10 protein-coding genes are annotated in these 16,113 nt (G+C 73.7%); 9 read left to right on the top strand and 1 reads right to left on the bottom strand.

Annotated elements, in window-relative coordinates; genetic code table 11:
* Positions 1–17: 17 nt before the first annotated feature.
* From D7318_RS11525 to tmk, 7 genes are all read left to right on the top strand, one after another.
* A complete protein-coding gene (locus tag D7318_RS11525) occupies positions 18–359 on the top strand; it encodes an STAS domain-containing protein (protein ID WP_049577173.1) in 342 nt (113 codons plus the stop codon).
* Positions 360–490: 131 nt separating this feature from the next.
* Positions 491–910 carry an ATP-binding protein gene (locus tag D7318_RS11520; protein ID WP_113685504.1) on the top strand — a complete coding sequence of 140 codons (420 nt, stop codon included), beginning with the start codon at positions 491–493 and terminating at the stop codon, positions 908–910.
* A 253-nt stretch (positions 911–1,163) separates the two neighbouring features.
* Positions 1,164–3,512 carry a sodium-translocating pyrophosphatase gene (locus tag D7318_RS11515; RefSeq protein WP_120696826.1) on the top strand — a complete coding sequence of 783 codons (2,349 nt, stop codon included), beginning with the start codon at positions 1,164–1,166 and terminating at the stop codon, positions 3,510–3,512.
* Positions 3,513–3,748: 236 nt separating this feature from the next.
* Entirely contained in the window at positions 3,749–4,411 is a 663-nt protein-coding gene (locus D7318_RS11510; RefSeq protein ID WP_147447429.1) for a small secreted protein, read from the top strand.
* 20 nt (positions 4,412–4,431) lie between these two features.
* Positions 4,432–5,943: a DUF7059 domain-containing protein gene (locus D7318_RS11505; protein ID WP_120696824.1), complete on the top strand. Its 1,512-nt coding sequence runs from the start codon at positions 4,432–4,434 to the stop codon at positions 5,941–5,943.
* A gap of 208 nt (positions 5,944–6,151) precedes the next feature.
* Entirely contained in the window at positions 6,152–9,094 is a 2,943-nt protein-coding gene (gene topA / locus D7318_RS11500) for a type I DNA topoisomerase (protein ID WP_120696823.1), read from the top strand.
* Positions 9,095–9,240: 146 nt separating this feature from the next.
* On the top strand, positions 9,241–12,168 hold the full coding sequence (gene tmk, locus D7318_RS11495; RefSeq protein WP_120696822.1) for a dTMP kinase: 2,928 nt from the start codon (positions 9,241–9,243) through the stop codon (positions 12,166–12,168).
* Between the two features lie 103 nt (positions 12,169–12,271).
* Here the strand turns inward: tmk and D7318_RS11490 are convergent, their stop codons facing one another.
* Positions 12,272–12,979: a hypothetical protein gene (locus D7318_RS11490; RefSeq protein ID WP_147437664.1), complete on the bottom strand. Its 708-nt coding sequence runs from the start codon at positions 12,977–12,979 to the stop codon at positions 12,272–12,274.
* Positions 12,980–13,153: 174 nt separating this feature from the next.
* Between D7318_RS11490 and D7318_RS11485 the strand changes: the two genes are divergently transcribed.
* Both D7318_RS11485 and D7318_RS11480 read left to right on the top strand, forming a co-directional pair.
* Positions 13,154–14,374, top strand: a complete 1,221-nt coding sequence (locus tag D7318_RS11485) for a DNA polymerase III subunit delta' (protein WP_120696820.1) — start codon at positions 13,154–13,156, stop codon at positions 14,372–14,374.
* A 116-nt stretch (positions 14,375–14,490) separates the two neighbouring features.
* Positions 14,491–16,101, top strand: a complete 1,611-nt coding sequence (locus tag D7318_RS11480; RefSeq protein WP_120696819.1) for an alpha/beta hydrolase — start codon at positions 14,491–14,493, stop codon at positions 16,099–16,101.
* Positions 16,102–16,113 lie beyond the last annotated feature (12 nt).

Below are 16,113 nucleotides of genomic sequence, written 5' to 3'. Positions count from 1 at the left end.
AAGGTGCTGGAGGATCCGTGGACCTGTCCCTGTCGACCCGAACCGTTGGCGACCGCACGGTCGTTGAGGTAGGCGGCGAGATTGACGTATACACCGCGCCCAAGCTGCGCGAACAGCTGGTCGAGTTGGTGAACGACGGCAACCACCACCTCGTGGTGGACATGGAGCGCGTCGACTTCCTGGACTCGACCGGGTTGGGTGTGCTGGTCGGCGGCCTGAAGCGGGTGCGGGCCCAGGAGGGCTCGCTGCGCCTGGTGTGCAACCAGGAGCGCATCCTCAAGATCTTCCGGATCACCGGGCTGACCAAGGTCTTCCCGATCCATGAGTCCGTGGACGAGGCCATCGCGGCCAACGACTGAGACCCGTCGCGCTCGCCGACCGGTCGCGAGCGGACGTCACATCTTCACCGCGGCCGTACCGCCTTTCCGTGGTGCCGGGAGATCGGCACCACGGCCGGGGCGGCGCTTCCGCACGATCGAGGGGGATCGTCATGGCCACCGTCGAACTTCGCTTCAGCGCCTCCCCGGAGCATGTCCGCACCGCCCGGCTGGTGGCCGCTGCCGTCGCCCGGCGCGCGGGCGTCGAGGAGTCGGTGCTCGATGAGCTGAGGCTCGCCGTCGGCGAGGCGTGCAGCCGCGCCGTCGGCCTCCACGCCGTCCACGGGCTCACCACGCCGGTGCGCGTGGTGCTGACCGAGGGGGAGAAGACGTTCTCCATCGAGGTGGGCGACGACGCCCCCAGCGTGGTGCCGGCCCCCCGCGACCAGACGGCCTCCGAGGCGGCCGAGGAGACGGACGAGCTGGGGCTCGCCGTCATCAGCGGCCTCGTCGACGACGTCGAGGTGATCTCCGACTCCCACGGCGGCAAGATCAGGATGAGCTGGCCGACGCCGACGGCGTCCGTTTCCTGATCGACAGCGCTCTGATCGGCGGTGCTCTGATCGACAGCGCCTTGATCAATTGCTCTTGATCGGCTTTTCTTGATCAATTGCGGGTGGGCATTCTGGTCCCATTCCCCGGCTGATGGAAGATCACCCCTGATCCGGGGAATTCTCCGTTCTCCGGCGAAATATCATTCCCGGCCTCTGTTTCGATGCCACGCCTCTCTCTACACTCCGGCCACGTCTGTCTGATTTGGACCAGCCGGTGCGTCAAGGAGGACGAATGGCACATCCCTATGTCACACAGGCAGCCGAGGCCGCCGAGCTCACGGGCGGGAACCGCGGCCTCATCCTGGTGATCGCGGTGGTCGCCGCCGCCGCCCTGGCGCTCGCCGTCGTCCTCGTGAGACAGGTTCTCGCCGCAGGGGACGGCACCGAGAACATGAAGCGGATCGCCGCCGCCGTGCAGGAGGGCGCGAACGCTTATCTCGCGCGGCAGTTGCGCACGCTGAGCGTGTTCGCCGTCGCGGTCGTCTTTCTGCTGCTGCTCCTCCCGGCCGACGACTGGGGGCAGCGGATCGGGCGTTCGTTGTTCTTCGTCGTGGGCGCGGTGTTTTCCGCGGCCACCGGTTACCTCGGAATGTGGCTCGCGGTGCGGAGCAATGTCCGCGTCGCCGCGGCGGCGCGGGACGGCGGTCGCGACGTGGCGATGCGCATCGCGTTCCGCACCGGTGGCGTGGTCGGCATGTGCACGGTGGGTCTCGGCCTGCTCGGCGCGGCGTGCGTCGTCCTGGTCTACGCGGCCGACGCCCCGAAGGTGCTCGAGGGATTCGGCCTCGGCGCCGCGTTGATCGCGATGTTCATGAGGGTCGGCGGCGGGATCTTCACCAAGGCGGCGGACGTCGGCGCCGACCTCGTCGGCAAGGTCGAGCAGGGCATCCCCGAGGACGACCCGCGCAACGCCGCCACCATCGCGGACAACGTCGGCGACAACGTGGGCGACTGCGCCGGCATGGCCGCCGACCTGTTCGAGTCCTACGCGGTCACCCTGGTCGCCGCGCTCATCCTGGGCACGGTGGCGTTCGGCGACGCCGGGCTCGCGTTCCCGCTGCTGGTCCCGGCCATCGGCGTGCTGACCGCGATGGCCGGGATCTTCCTGGTCTCGCCGCGCCCCTCCGACCGTTCGAGCATGACCGCGATCAATCGCGGGTTCTTCATCTCCGCCGGGATCTCGCTCGTCCTGGTGGCGATCGCCGCCTACGCCTACCTGCCCAGCACCTTCGCCGAGCTCGAGGGCATCACGGACCAGGAGATCGCCGAACACGACGCCGACCCACGGCTGTTCGCGCTCGCCGCGGTCGCGATCGGCATCGTCCTGGCGGCGTTGATCCAGCAGCTCACCGGGTACTTCACCGAGCCGAGCCGCCGTCCCGTCAGGGACATCGGCAAGACGTCGCGGACCGGCCCCGCCACCGTGGTCCTCTCGGGTTTCTCGCTCGGCCTCGAGTCGGCGGTCTACACGGCGCTGCTCGTCGGGCTCAGCGTGTACGCGGCGTTCATGCTGGCGGGCAGCACGATCATGCTGGCGCTGTTCGCGATCGCGCTGGCCGGGACCGGCCTGCTCACGACGGTCGGCGTGATCGTCGCGATGGACACGTTCGGCCCGGTCGCCGACAACGCGCAGGGCATCGCCGAGATGTCGGGCGACGTCGAGGGCGAGGGCGCGCGCGTCCTCACCGACCTGGACGCCGTCGGCAACACCACCAAGGCCGTCACCAAGGGCATCGCCATCGCGACGGCGGTGCTCGCGGCCGCGGCGCTGTTCGGCTCGTACCGCGACGCCATCGCGGAGGCGATCGCCGACGTGGAGCTGAGCGCGGCCGACGTGCTCGGCGAGACCGGACTCAGCCTCGACATCTCGCAGCCGAACAACCTGGTCGGCCTGATCATCGGCGCGGCCGTCGTGTTCCTCTTCTCGGGCCTTGCGGTCAACGCGGTGTCCCGCTCGGCCGGTTCGGTGGTGTACGAGGTGCGGCGGCAGTTCCGCGAGCACCCCGGGATCATGGACTTCAGCGAGAAGCCGGAGTACGGCAAGGTCGTCGACATCTGCACCAAGGACTCGTTGCGCGAGCTGACCACGCCGGGGCTGCTCGCCGTGATGTCGCCCATCGCGGTGGGCTTCAGCCTGGGGGTCGGCGCGCTCGGGTCGTTCCTCGCGGGGGCCATCGGCTCGGGCATCCTCATGGCCGTCTTCCTCGCCAACGCGGGCGGCGCGTGGGACAACGCCAAGAAGCTCGTCGAGGACGGCCACCACGGCGGCAAGGGCAGCGAGGCCCACGCGGCCACGGTGATCGGCGACACGGTGGGCGACCCGTTCAAGGACACCGCGGGCCCGGCGATCAACCCCCTGCTGAAGGTCATGAACCTGGTGGCGCTGCTCATCGCCCCCGCCGTCATCACCCTCAGCTACGGCGAGGACGCCAGCGCCCCGCTCCGCGCGCTGATCGCGGTGATCGCGCTGGTGGTCGTCGTCGGCGCCGTCTATGTCTCCAAGCGGCGCGGCATCGCCGTCGAGGACGACCCGGACCAGCCGGTGGAGCCGGTGGCCGAGACCCGCCCGACGGGCGTCTGAGCGCCGGAACGCCTCGGACGGGGTGGTCGGCGTTGCGCGGGAGGACCGACTCCCCGCGGCGGCGGCCACCCCGCGGGCGTCTGCGCCGGGGCCGCCGGAGCGGTGGGGCAAATGGCTGCAAAACCGGACAGTGGCACCGGCCGTCACTCGGATGAGGGATGAGCTGCGTGTAAGTTCCCGTCAGACCAGGGCGTCGGCGCTCGAAGGGACGAGGAACGGTGAACAAGAAGCTCGCGGTGACACTCTCGGGTTGCGCGGCGCTCCTGCTCACGCTGTCGGCGTGCGGCGGTGGCGACGACGACGAGCGGGCCGACGAATGGGCCCGCCAGGTCTGCGACGAGCTGCGGCCCCAGGTCGAGAGGATCAACGGCGCCTACGCGTCCATCGCCCAGGTGGGCGAGCAGGACCGCGAGCCGCAGGAGGTCCAGGAGACCAACTCGGCCGCGTACCAGGAGATCTCGGACGCCTACGCCGCCCTCGCCGAGACCGTCGAGCAGGCCGGGGACCCGCCCGTCGACAACGGTGAGCAGATCCGCGAGGACACGGTGTCCGAGCTGAACGACCTCTCCGCCGCGTTCACGGGCCTGAAGGAGGAGATGGACGCGCTCGACACCTCCGACCGCGGCGCGTTCGCCGAGGGCCTGCGCGACATCCTGCCGCGGCTCGACGAGGTCGGGCGCAGCGGCACCGAGGCCCTGGAGGAGCTGGAGCGCGGCGAGATGAGCGAGGCGTTCGCCCGCCAGGAGGGCTGCCAGTCCCCGCCCGCCGAGCCGCCCGCCGAGGACGGCGGCGCGAGCGCGGGCGAGGGCGCCGAGGAGAGCCCGGCGGAGGAGAGCCCCGCCGAGGAGAGCCCGGGCGAGGGCGAGACCGGGGGCGAGGGCGAGAGCGCGGACGAGTGAGCGCTCGCCACAATGGTGGCGTGCGCATCACCCCTCTCCCCGCCCCAGGGCCCGGCACCCCCCGGCTGCGCGAGGCGCTGCTCGCCGCCTCGTTCACGCCCGCGGGCCTGCTCGAACGGCTCGGGCCCACCGCCCACGCCGCCCTCGCCCGTGGCGAGCACGTCCCCGCCCTCGCCGCCCTGCGCGGCGACGAGGGCCCGCTGGCCGCCGCGGTGCGGCTGTTCCTGCTGGGGCGGCCCGTCGCGTGGAAGGTCGCGGGGGGCGCGTTGCCGCTCGAAGCGGCGCTCGACGACGGGTGGTTGGAGCGCGAGGGCGACGAGGTGCGCGCGACGGTGGACGTGCGCCCCTATGCGTCGGGCGACGTGTCCGACGCGTGGATCGTCTCCGACGCCGGGGGCGTCCCCGCCGCCACGGGCGCCGCGGGGCGGCCCGCCGACGTCGTCCTCGGCGCGGGCGGGGCCTCCGCGACGCTGGCCGCGCTGACCCCGAGGACCCCGGTCGGCCGCGTCCTCGACCTGGGCACGGGCAGCGGCGTCCAGGCCCTGCACGCCGCCCGCCACGCCGCCCATGTCACCGCGACCGACACCAACCCCCGCGCGCTGCGCATGGCCTCGCTCACCCTGGCGCTCTCGGACGCGCCCCCGGCGGCGCTGCGCGAGGGCTCGCTGTTCGAGCCGGTGTCCGACGCCCCGCCCTACGACCTGATCGTGTCCAACCCCCCGTTCGTCATCTCGCCCGCCAGGTCGGGCGCGGGCCTGACCTACCGCGACGGCGGGCTGGCCGGGGACGAGCTGTGCCGCGCGCTGGTGCGGCGTTCGGCCGACCACCTGGCCCATGGCGGCCTGTGCCAGCTGCTCGCCAACTGGGAGCAGGTCGAGGGCGAGGACTGGCGGGAGCGCCTCGCGGGCTGGGTGCCGCCCGGCTGCGACGCGTGGATCGTGCGGCGCGAGGAGCAGGACGTCGCCGAGTACGCCGAGCTGTGGCTGCGCGACGCCGGGCTGCACCGCGGCGACCGGGCGGCGTACGAGGAGGCGTACGCGGCCTGGCTCGACGAGTTCGCGGCGCGGCGCGTGCGGGCGGTCGGTTTCGGCTGGATCACGCTGCGCGCGAGCGGCTCCGAACGCCCGTCCGTCCGCGTCGAGGACTGGCCGCACGCCGTCGAGCAGCCGTTGGGGCGCGCGGTCACCGGGTACTTCGACCGCCTGGACTTCCTGCGCTGCCGCGACGACGCGGCCCTGCTGTCGTCGCGGTATGTGCTGGCCGACGGCGTGGTGCAGGAGCAGGTGGGCGCGCCGGGCGCTGAGGACCCCGAGCACATCGTCCTGCGGCAGCGGCACGGCATGATGCGCGCCGGCGCGATGGACACCGTGAGCGCCGGGTTCGCGGGCAGCTGTGACGGAACCCTCCTCGCCTCCGCCATCCTTGACGCGATCGCCTCGCTGCTCGGAGAGGATCCCGTGACGCTCCGTGCCGGGGCGGGGACATGGCTGCGACCGCTCGTTGAGCAGGGCTTTCTCCTGCCCGCCGGGTGACAGGAGCGCGCCGCCGCCCCTTCGGGCCTACCGTGTGTGACTGTTCACCGACAACACGAGGGAGGCGGTCGGGCGGCGGGAATGGCGGATCTCGGGTTACCGTTCGAGATGCGTTGCGGGGTTTTCCCATTTGACACGCAGCAGGGATGTACCGTCACACTCCGCATCGTCAGTACTTTCCCCGGGCTGGAGAAGAGAAGAGCAGACGTTGTCCCCGACCAGCGAGACCGCGAACGGCCGGCGCCGACTTGTCATCGTCGAGTCGCCCGCGAAGGCGAAGACGATCAAGGGCTACCTCGGCCCGGGCTATGTGGTCGAGGCCAGCGTCGGGCACATCCGTGACCTGCCGAGCGGCGCGGCCGAGGTGCCCGCCAGGTACAAGGGCCAGCCCTGGGCCCGCCTCGGCGTGAACGTCGACGCGGACTTCGAGCCGTTGTACGTCGTCAACAGCGACAAGAAGGACCAGGTCAGGAAGCTGAAGGAGCTGCTCGCCAGCTCCGACGAGCTCTACCTCGCCACGGACGAGGACCGCGAGGGCGAGGCCATCGCCTGGCACCTCAAGGAGGTCCTCAAGCCACAGGTGCCCGTCCGCCGCATGGTCTTCCACGAGATCACCAGGGACGCCATCCGCGCCGCCGTCAACAATCCACGCGAGCTGAACCAACTGCTCGTCGAGGCCCAGGAGACCCGCCGCATCCTCGACCGCCTCTACGGCTACGAGGTCTCCCCCGTGCTGTGGAAGAAGGTCATGCCCCGGCTCTCCGCCGGTCGCGTGCAGTCCGTCGCGACGCGCCTGGTCGTGGAGCGGGAGCGGGAGCGGATCGCGTTCCGCTCGGCCGAGTACTGGGACCTGACCGGCACCTTCACGACCGTGCCGGGTGACGGCTCGTTCGACGCCAGGCTCACCTCGGTGGACGGGCGCCGCGTCGCGCAGGGCCGCGACTTCGGGCCCGACGGGCAGCTGAGGAACCCCGCGCAGGTCCAGCAGCTGAGCGAGGAGAACGCCAGGGCGCTGGCCGCCGCGCTCCAGGACTCGGCGTTCGCGGTGCGCTCGGTGGAGTCCAGGCCCTACCGGCGCTCCCCCTACGCGCCCTTCCGCACCACAACGCTCCAACAGGAGTCGTCCCGCAAGCTCGGCATGGGCGCCAAGGCCACCATGCAGGTCGCCCAGCGGCTCTACGAGAACGGCTTCATCACCTATATGCGGACCGACTCCACCACGCTGTCGGACACCGCCGTCGCCGCCGCCCGCGCGCAGGTCACGCAGCTCTACGGCGCCGACTACCTGCCGGACCGCCCCCGCGTCTACGCGAGCAAGGTGAAGAACGCGCAGGAGGCGCACGAGGCCATCCGCCCCTCAGGCGACCGCTTCCGCACGCCCGCCGAGACGGGCCTGACGGGCGATCAGTACCGGCTGTACGAGCTGATCTGGAAGCGGACCGTCGCCTCCCAGATGAAGGACGCCGTCGGCCAGTCGGTCGCCGTGAGGGTCGGGGGCACGAGCGCGGACGGGCGGGACTGCGAGTTCGGCGCGACCGGCAAGGTGATCACGTTCCACGGCTTCCTCAAGGCGTATGTCGAGGGCGCCGACGACCCGGGCGCCGACCTCGACGACCGCGAGCGGCGGCTGCCGCAGGTCGCCGAGGGCGACGCGCTCGCGGCCGAACGGATCGCCGCCGACGGCCACTCGACCAAGCCCCCGGCCCGCTACACCGAGGCCACGCTGGTCAAGGAGCTCGAGGAGCGCGAGATCGGCCGCCCCTCCACCTACGCGACGATCATCGGCACGATCCTGGACCGCCGCTATGTCTTCAAGAAGGGCACGGCGCTGGTCCCCTCGTTCCTGTCGTTCGCCGTGGTCAACCTGCTGGAGCAGCACTTCGGCCGCCTGGTCGACTACGACTTCACGGCCAGGATGGAGGACGACCTCGACCGCATCGCCACGGGCGACGCCGAGGCCGTGCCGTGGCTGCGCCGGTTCTACTTCGGCGAGGACGGCGGCCAGGCGGTCGGCGGGGGCGCCGCCGACGCCGGGAACGGCGACGGCGACCACCTCGGCGGCCTGAAGGAGCTGGTCACGGACCTGGGCGCGATCGACGCGCGGGAGATCTCGTCGTTCCCCGTCGGCGACGGCATCGTGCTGCGCGTGGGGCGTTACGGGCCGTATGTCGAGGCGCCGCCCGACCCGGGCGCCGGGCCAGAGGAGCCCGCCAAGCGCGCCGACGTGCCCGACGACCTGCCGCCCGACGAGCTGACCACCGAGCTGGCCAAGGAGCTGCTCGCCAAGCCGAGCGGCGACTTCGAGCTGGGCGCCGACCCGGGCACCGGCCATCAGATCGTGGCGCGTGACGGGCGTTACGGCCCCTATGTCACCGAGGTGCTGCCCGAGGGCACGCCGACCACGGGGAAGAACGCCGTCAAGCCGCGCACCGCGTCACTCCTGAAGTCCATGTCGCTCGAGAGCGTGACGCTCGAGGACGCGCTCCGGCTGCTCTCCCTGCCGCGCGTGGTGGGCGTCGACCCCGAGTCGGACCAGGAGATCACCGCGCAGAACGGGCGGTACGGGCCGTATCTGAGGAAGGGCACGGACTCGCGTTCGCTCTCCGCCGAGGAACAGATCTTCACCATCACGCTCGACGAGGCGCTCGCCATCTACCGCCAGCCCAAGCAGCGCGGGCGGGCCGCCGCGAAGCCGCCGCTCAAGGAGCTGGGCGATGACCCGGTGACGGGACGTCCCGTGGTGGTCAAGGACGGGCGGTTCGGCCCGTATGTCACCGACGGGGAGACCAACGCGACGCTGCGGCGCGACGACGACCCCGAGGCGATCACGGCGGAGCGCGGGTTCGAGCTGCTGGCGGAGAAGCGGGCGAAGGGGCCCGCGAAGAAGACCGCCAAGAAGGCCGCGAAGAAGGCGCCCGCCAAGAGCACCGCCAAGAAGGCCGCGACGAAGACGGCGGCGACGAAGACGGCGGCGAAGACCGCGGCCAAGAAGACCACGACGAAGAAGACGGCGACCAAGGCGGCCGCGAAGAAGACCGCCGCGAAGAAGACCGCGGCCAGGAAGACGGCCGCCGAGTCCCCGGGGAACGGCGCGAACGCGAAGGCGGCGGACGGCGGAACGCCGACCGAGCCGGGCCCCGACGCCGGTTGACCCCCGGGACCCCGGCGGTCACGGCGCCGCCGGGCGATCGTGGGGCACCACCGGGGAAGCCGTCCCGACCGCAACTGCCATCGTTTCCCGGGCAAATGTTCGGGTGGGTGGCACTCCCCTCCGCCACGAAGGTTACGCTGGCCGACATGACGCGAGCAGAGCAACCAGAGGTTGTCGACCCCGCCCGCGGCGCCACCGACGAGGCGCTCGCCGCGGATTCCCGCGAGCGCGCCAGGCGCGCACTGCTCCAGGTGCCCGAGCTGCGGCGCCTGTGGGAGGCACGGGTCACGGGCGGCATCGGTGATGTCCTCGGCCTGCTCGTGCTGCTCCTGCTCACCGTGCAGGCCGCGCTGTACGCGCCGGTCGGCGGCGAGCCGGTGTTCGGCGGCGACTACCGGGGCGTCGCGCTCGCCCTGACGGTCGCGCTCGGCGTGCGCCTGCTGGCGACGCTGCTCGCGGGCGTGGTGCTGCTCGGCCCGATCGCCGGACTCCTCGCGCCCACGGGCCGGTTGGACCGCCGCTGGACCATGATCGGCGCCGACGGCCTGCGCGTCGCGCTGCTGATCGTCGCGCCGCTGTGGATCGACTGGGTCCCCGACAGCGCGTATGTCTACATCCTGCTGACGATCTTCGTCACGGGCCTGGCCGAACGCGTCTGGACCGCCGCGCGCGACAGCGTCGCGCCCGCCCTGCTGCCGCCGCCCCCGCTCGAGGGCGCCGCCGTCCGCCCGCTGCCCGACCACCACGACGCGCTGCGGCGCCTGTGGCTGCGCAGCGGCTACGTCGCCATCCCGGCCGCCGCCGCCGTGCTGGTGGGCGCGGCGCTGCTCAGCAACCTGCTGGCGACCCGGCTCGACTGGTTCGGCGAGCACCAGGCCGCGATGGGCTCCTACGTCGCTGCGGGCTTCTTCGCCGCGGCCATCTCCGTCCTGTACTTCCTGCGGCTGCCCGGCACCGAGCCGCGGCGGCCCGTCTCGCCGCTCGAGGGGCTGCGCCGCCCGTCCGCGGGGACCGGCATCGACAAGGGCAGGACCGGCGCCATCCCGGTGCTCGTCGTCGGCTGCGCCGCCGCCGCGGCCTCGCTCGCCGCCGCCGTCGCGCTGAGCGTGCTGCACGCGTTCGACCTGGGCGGCGGGCCCGTGCTGTTCGGGCTGCTCGTGCTCGCGCTGACCGGGGGCGTGGCGGGGGGCGTGCGCCTGGCGCCCGCGCTGCTGCCCGCGCTCTCCCGGCGCAGGCTGTTCGCGCTGGCGCTCGCGCTCACCGGGCTCGGCCTCTTCGGCACCGGCCTCATCTCGGACCCCGCCACCGTGCTGTTCACCGCGGCGGCCACAGGGCTGGCCGCGGGCGCCGCCGCGCACACCGGGCACGCGCTGCTCGACCAGGAGACCGAGGACTTCCGCAGGCCCCGGCTCACCCGCCACCTGCACGCCGTCTCCCGCGTCGCCGTCGCGACGGCCGCCGTCGTGGCGCCGCTCGCCGCCGCGCTGATCGGCCCGCACCGGGTCGAGCGCGGCGACTTCACCATCGACCACGGGGGTGCCGCGTTCACCCTCATGATCGTCGGCGCGCTGCTGCTGCCGGTGGCCGCCGTCGTGCTCGGCCGCACCGACGACCGGCGGGGCGTCCCGCTCCGCCGCGACCTGGTGGAGGCGGTGCGCGGCGGCTCGGAGCCCGAGGCCGCGCCGCTGGCCACCGGCTTCTTCATCGCCGTCGAGGGCGGCGACGGTGCGGGCAAGTCCACGCAGGTCGAGGCGCTGGCCGAGTGGATCCGCGGCAAGGGCCACGAGGTGGTCGTCACCCACGAGCCCGGCGCCACCCCGCTCGGGCAGCGGCTGCGCACGATCCTGCTCGACGTCTCGTCCGGCGGCCTGTCGAACGAGGCCGAGGCCCTCCTCTACGCCGCCGACCGCGCCGAGCACGTCTCGTCCGTCATCCGCCCCGCCCTCGAGCGCGGCGCGATCGTGATCTCCGACCGGTACACCGACTCATCGGTCGCCTACCAGGGCGCGGGCCGCGACCTCTCGTCGACCGAGGTCGCCCGCATCTCGCGCTGGGCCACCGGCGGCCTGGTGCCGCACCTCACCGTGCTGCTCGACGTCTCGCCCGAGACCGCGCGCGAACGCTTCACCGAGGCGCCCGACCGGCTCGAGTCCGAGCCGAGCGAGTTCCACCAGCGGGTGCGGGGCGGGTTCCTCGCGCTCGCCGCGGCCGATCCCGCGCGTTACCTGGTGATCGACGCGGGCCAGGACCCGGAGTCCGTCACCACCGCCGCGCGCCACCGGCTCGACCAGATGCTCCCGCTCTCCGAGGCCGAGATCCGCGCCCAGGAGGAGGCACGGCGGCGCGCGGAGGAGGAAGCGCGCCGGCGTGCGGAGGAGGAGCGCAAGCGCAAGGAAGAGGAAGAGCGCCTGGAGCGTGAACGCCAGGCCGAGCTCGCACGGTTGCGCGCCGAGGAAGAGGAGCGCAAGCGGCGCGAGGAGGAGGAGCGCAAGCGTGCCGAGGAGGCGCGTCGCGCGGAAGAGGCGCGGCTGCGCGCCGAGGAGGCCCGCCGCAAGGCCGAGGAGGAGCGCCTCCGCAGGGAGGCGGAGGAGCGCGTGCGCCGCGAGGAGGAGGAACGCCGCCGGCGCGAGGCCGAGGAGGAGGCGCGGCTGCGCGCCCAGGCCGAGGAACGGCGCAGGGAGAAGCAGCGCAAGGCCGAGGAGGCGCTCCTGCGCGCCGAGGAGGCGCGGCTGGCCGCCCAGGACAACACCGACACCGTGCAGGTGCCGCTCCCGAGCGACCCCGACAGCGAGCAGACCGCCATCATCCCGCGTGGCGAGGGCCCCGAGACGGCCGATCAGACGCGGCCGCTGCCGCGGCTGAGCGACGAGGAGGCGGCCGCCGCCCGCTCCCAGCGCCCCCGGCGCCCGCAGTGGGCCGAGGAGACGCCGCTCGACGACGTTCCGACGCTGGCCGACGAGCTGCTCGGCCCGCGCCGGGACGCGGACGGCGACAGCGCGGTCGACGGCGAGGACGACGGCCGGGACGGCGGAGAGGGCGAGGGCGGCCGGGGCGGGCGCGGACGGCGGCGCTGAGGGGCGCGCGAGGCGTTGCCCCGGCGGGCGGGGCCGTGGAACGCGGGGTCGTTGAACGCGGCACCGTGGAACGCGGGACCGATCCCGTTGAACGCGCGCCCGCTCACGCCGGGTCCTCCTGATCCGCCGCGCCCGTGCCGGGGCGGCACGTGACGCTGCCGAGCGTCACCTCGCGGTCGCCCACCCGCAGCCGCAGGGCGTGCACGGTGAGGGCGCCGTCGGCCTCGGTGATGCGCTCGTTGAGGTACGCGCGCCCGGCGCCGCCGGGGAGCGCGACGGTGGTGCCGGGCGCCGGACGAGGTTCCAACGCGACGTCCCGCGCGCCCCGCACCGCGATCGCCGCGCCCTCGACCGTCGCCGAGCCGAGCGGCGCGGATCCCGGGGCCGCCGAGCACTCGGCGTGCACCGCCCCGACGCGCAGCCGGACCGTTTCCAGGTCGAGCGCGGCGTCGCCCACCCCGGCGCGCGCCCGCACCCGGCCCGTCGCCGCGTCGCCCGAGGCGGACGCGGTGACGTCATGGGCGCTGCCCGCCTCGCCGAAGGCGACCGTGGCGAGCGACACCCGCCGTGGCCCCGCCGGATAGGTGGCCTGGCCCTCCGCGAGGGCGAGGGCGCCCGGCTCGTCGGGCCGCTGGCCGAGGCGGGCGAACGCGCCGAGGCCACCGCTCGAGCCCGGATCCGCCGGATCCGCCGCGCCCGCCCACGCCGGTGCCGCGCCCGTGACGGCGGCCAGGAGCGCGGTCGCGCACAGCGCCCCTCGGCGGGCGCCGCGCGCGCCGCGCCACCGGGCGCCGGAGAGAATGCTGATCATGCGGTCAACGTGCCACGGCCCCGCCCCGCCGCCCGCCCCGTCCGCGCCGTGGCACGGGTCCACCGCCGCAGGTTCCGCCGAACGGCCCCGGCTGTCAGTGGGGTGCCGCAGAATGAACGCGGCGGTCCCGAGGACGGGCCGACCGCGGGCCCGCGTGGGGAAGGAGGGAAGGCGTTGACCGTCTGGGACGACCTCGTCGGCCAGGACCGGGTGACCGCGCAGCTCACCGCGGCGGCGCGCGACGCGCACGCGCTGGTGGCCGCGGGGGGCGACAGGGGTGGGGAGCCGGAGCCCGGCGGCCCGGATCCCGGTGGCTCGGCGATGACACACGCCTGGCTGTTCACAGGGCCGCCTGGCTCGGGCCGGGCCACGGCGGCGCGCGCGTTCGCCGCCGCGCTCCAGTGCGTCAGCCCCGACCTCACGCTCGGCGGCGCCCCCGGCTGCGGCTTCTGCGACGGCTGCCACACGACCCTCGTCGGCACCCACGCCGACGTCGAGATCATCCGCACCGACCTGCTGACCATCGGCGTCAAGGAGACCCGCGACCTGGTGCGCCGCGCCCAGCTCTCCCCGGCGGGCGGCCGCTGGCAGGTGATCGTGGTCGAGGACGCCGACCGCCTCACCGAGGGCGCAGGGAACGTCCTGTTGAAGGCCGTCGAGGAGCCCGCCCCCCGCACCGTCTGGCTGCTGTGCGCCCCCTCGACCGAGGACGCGCTGCCCACCATCAGGTCCCGCTGCCGCCATCTCGCCCTGCGCACCCCGCCGGTCGACGCCGTCGCCGACGTGCTGATGCGGCGCGACGGGATCGAGCCCGACATCGCGCGCGCCGCGGCCCGAGCCACCCAGGGCCACTTCGAGCGCGCCCGGCGCCTGGCCACCGACGAGCGCGCCCGCGCGCGCCGGGCCGCCGTTCTCGCGATCCCCGAGCGCCTCACCGACGTCGGCGCCTGCCTGCGCGCCGCCCAGGAGCTGGTCGACGCCGCGGGCGCGGACGCCAAGCAGCTCGCCGAGGAGCGCGACGAGAAGGAGACCGAGGAGCTGCGCGCCGCGCTCGGCGGCGGCGAGGGGAAGCGGATGCCGCGCGGCACGGCGGGCGCCATGAAGGAGCTCGAGGACCGCCAGAAGCGGCGCGCCACCCGCACCCAGCGGGACGCCCTCGACCTGGCGCTCACCGACCTCACGGGGTTCTACCGGGACGTCCTGGCACGGCAGTTGGGCTCATCGGTCGCCCTCGCGGGGGGCGAGAGCGCCGCGTCCGTCGAGCGGATCGCCGCCGCGTCGAGCGCCGAGCGGACGCTGCGCCGGATGGAGGCGGTGCTCGACTGCCGCACCGCCCTCGACCGGAATGTCGCCCCCCTGCTGGCCGTCGAGGCGATGACCATGGCCCTGCGCTGAGCGGTTACGCTCACGGGACGACCAGGCACCACCCGCACCACCCGCACCACGAGACACCACAAGGCACCACCAAGCGCCACCAGGCAGAGACCGGCACCACTCAGCACGGGGGACCCATGCGCACCGCACGCCGTTTCACCGTCGCCCTCGCGGCCCTGACCACCTCGGCCCTCGTCCTGAGCGGCTGTTCCTCGGACGACCGCCCCGACGAGCGCTCGCCGAACGCCTCGGGCGACTCGGGCAGCGAGTCACCGCCCCCGCCGCCCGACGCGCCGGACGCGCCCGCGCTCGAGCCGTTGCCCGAGGAGATCCCGGCCGCGCTCCAGCCGTACTACCAACAAGAGCTGAACTGGACCTCGTGCGGCGCCTCCGGCTTCCAGTGCGCGGCTCTGACCGTTCCGCTGGACTACGACAACGCCGGGACCTCCCCCGACATCCAGCTCACCGTCACCCGCTCCCGCGCCACCGACCCCGACGAGCGCATCGGCGCCCTGCTGATGAACCCGGGGGGCCCCGGCGCCTCCGCCGTCGACTTCGCCCAGAGCTCGTCGTCGTTCCTCTTCCCGCAGGACGTCCGCGCCCGGTACGACATGGTCGGCCTCGACCCCCGCGGCACGGGCAGCAGCGAGCCCGTCGAGTGCCTCGGCGGCGAGGAGATGGACGCGTACACCCTGACCGACCGCACGCCCGACTCCGACGCGGAGATCGAGGAGTTGCTCGCGGCCATGGACGAGTTCGCGCAGGGCTGCGAGGAGCGTTCCGGCGAGCTGCTGAGCCACATCTCCACCATCGAGTCCGCGCGCGACATGGACGTCCTGCGCGCCGTCCTCGGCGACGAGCGGCTGCACTACGTCGGCTTCTCGTACGGCACCAAGCTCGGCGCGGTCTACGCGGGCCTGTTCCCGCAGCGCACCGGGCGGTTGGTGCTCGACGCCGCGATGGACCCGAGGCTCCCCACGCTCAACACCGACCGCGAGCAGGCGGGCGGCTTCGAGACGGCGTTCAGGTCGTTCGCCGAGGACTGCGCGTCGAACGACGACTGCCCGCTCGGCAGCGGCGACGCGGACTCCGCCTCGGCCGCGTTGCTCGACTTCTTCGGCGCGGTCGACGCCGAGCCTCTGCCCTCGGGCGACCCCGACCGCCCGCTCACCGAGTCCCTCGCCACCACCGGCGTCTCGTACGCGCTCTACGCCGAGGACCTCTGGCCCTCGCTGCGCGACGCCCTGACCGCGGCGATCGACGAAGGCGACGGCGCCCCGCTGCTCGACCTCGCCGACTCCTACAACGAACGTGACCCCGGCGGCACTTACGGCACCACGATGTTCGCCTTCCCGGCGATCAGCTGCCTGGACAGCCCCGCGGGCAACGCCGACCCCGACGCCGTCCGCGCCGCGCTCGCCTCGTACGAGGAGGCGTCGCCGACGTTCGGCCGCGACTTCGCCTGGGCCACCCTGCTGTGCGCCGCCTGGCCCGTCGAGCCGACCGGTCACCCGGTGAGCATCCCGGCCACCGGCGCGACGGACATCCTGGTCATCGGCACCCTTCGCGACCCGGCCACCCCGTACGCGTGGGCGCAGGGCCTGGCCGACCAGTTGGAGACGGGCATCCTGCTCACCTACGACGGCGACGGCCACGGCGCGTACGGCGGCGCGAGCGATTGCGTCGACTCCGCGGTGAACGACTACCTCCTGGACAACGTCAGCCCCGAGCAGAACACCACCTGCTGATGGCCCAACCCG

This window comes from Streptomyces radicis, assembly GCF_003626575.1.
In the GTDB taxonomy this organism is placed as follows: domain Bacteria; phylum Actinomycetota; class Actinomycetes; order Streptomycetales; family Streptomycetaceae; genus Streptomyces; species Streptomyces radicis.
The sequence above is the reverse complement of the archived record's forward strand: the minus strand, read 5'-3'. Positions and strand labels throughout refer to the sequence as shown.

Excerpts from the sequence above, each read along its gene's own strand:
- D7318_RS11515 (WP_120696826.1), top strand. The coding sequence starts at position 1,164 with ATGGCACATCCCTATGTCACACAGGCAGCCGAGGCCGCCGAGCTCACG.
- D7318_RS11480 (WP_120696819.1), top strand. The coding sequence starts at position 14,491 with ATGCGCACCGCACGCCGTTTCACCGTCGCCCTCGCGGCCCTGACCACC.
- tmk (WP_120696822.1), top strand. The coding sequence starts at position 9,241 with ATGACGCGAGCAGAGCAACCAGAGGTTGTCGACCCCGCCCGCGGCGCC.
- D7318_RS11520 (WP_113685504.1), top strand. The coding sequence starts at position 491 with ATGGCCACCGTCGAACTTCGCTTCAGCGCCTCCCCGGAGCATGTCCGC.
- D7318_RS11490 (WP_147437664.1), bottom strand. The coding sequence starts at position 12,979 with ATGATCAGCATTCTCTCCGGCGCCCGGTGGCGCGGCGCGCGCGGCGCC.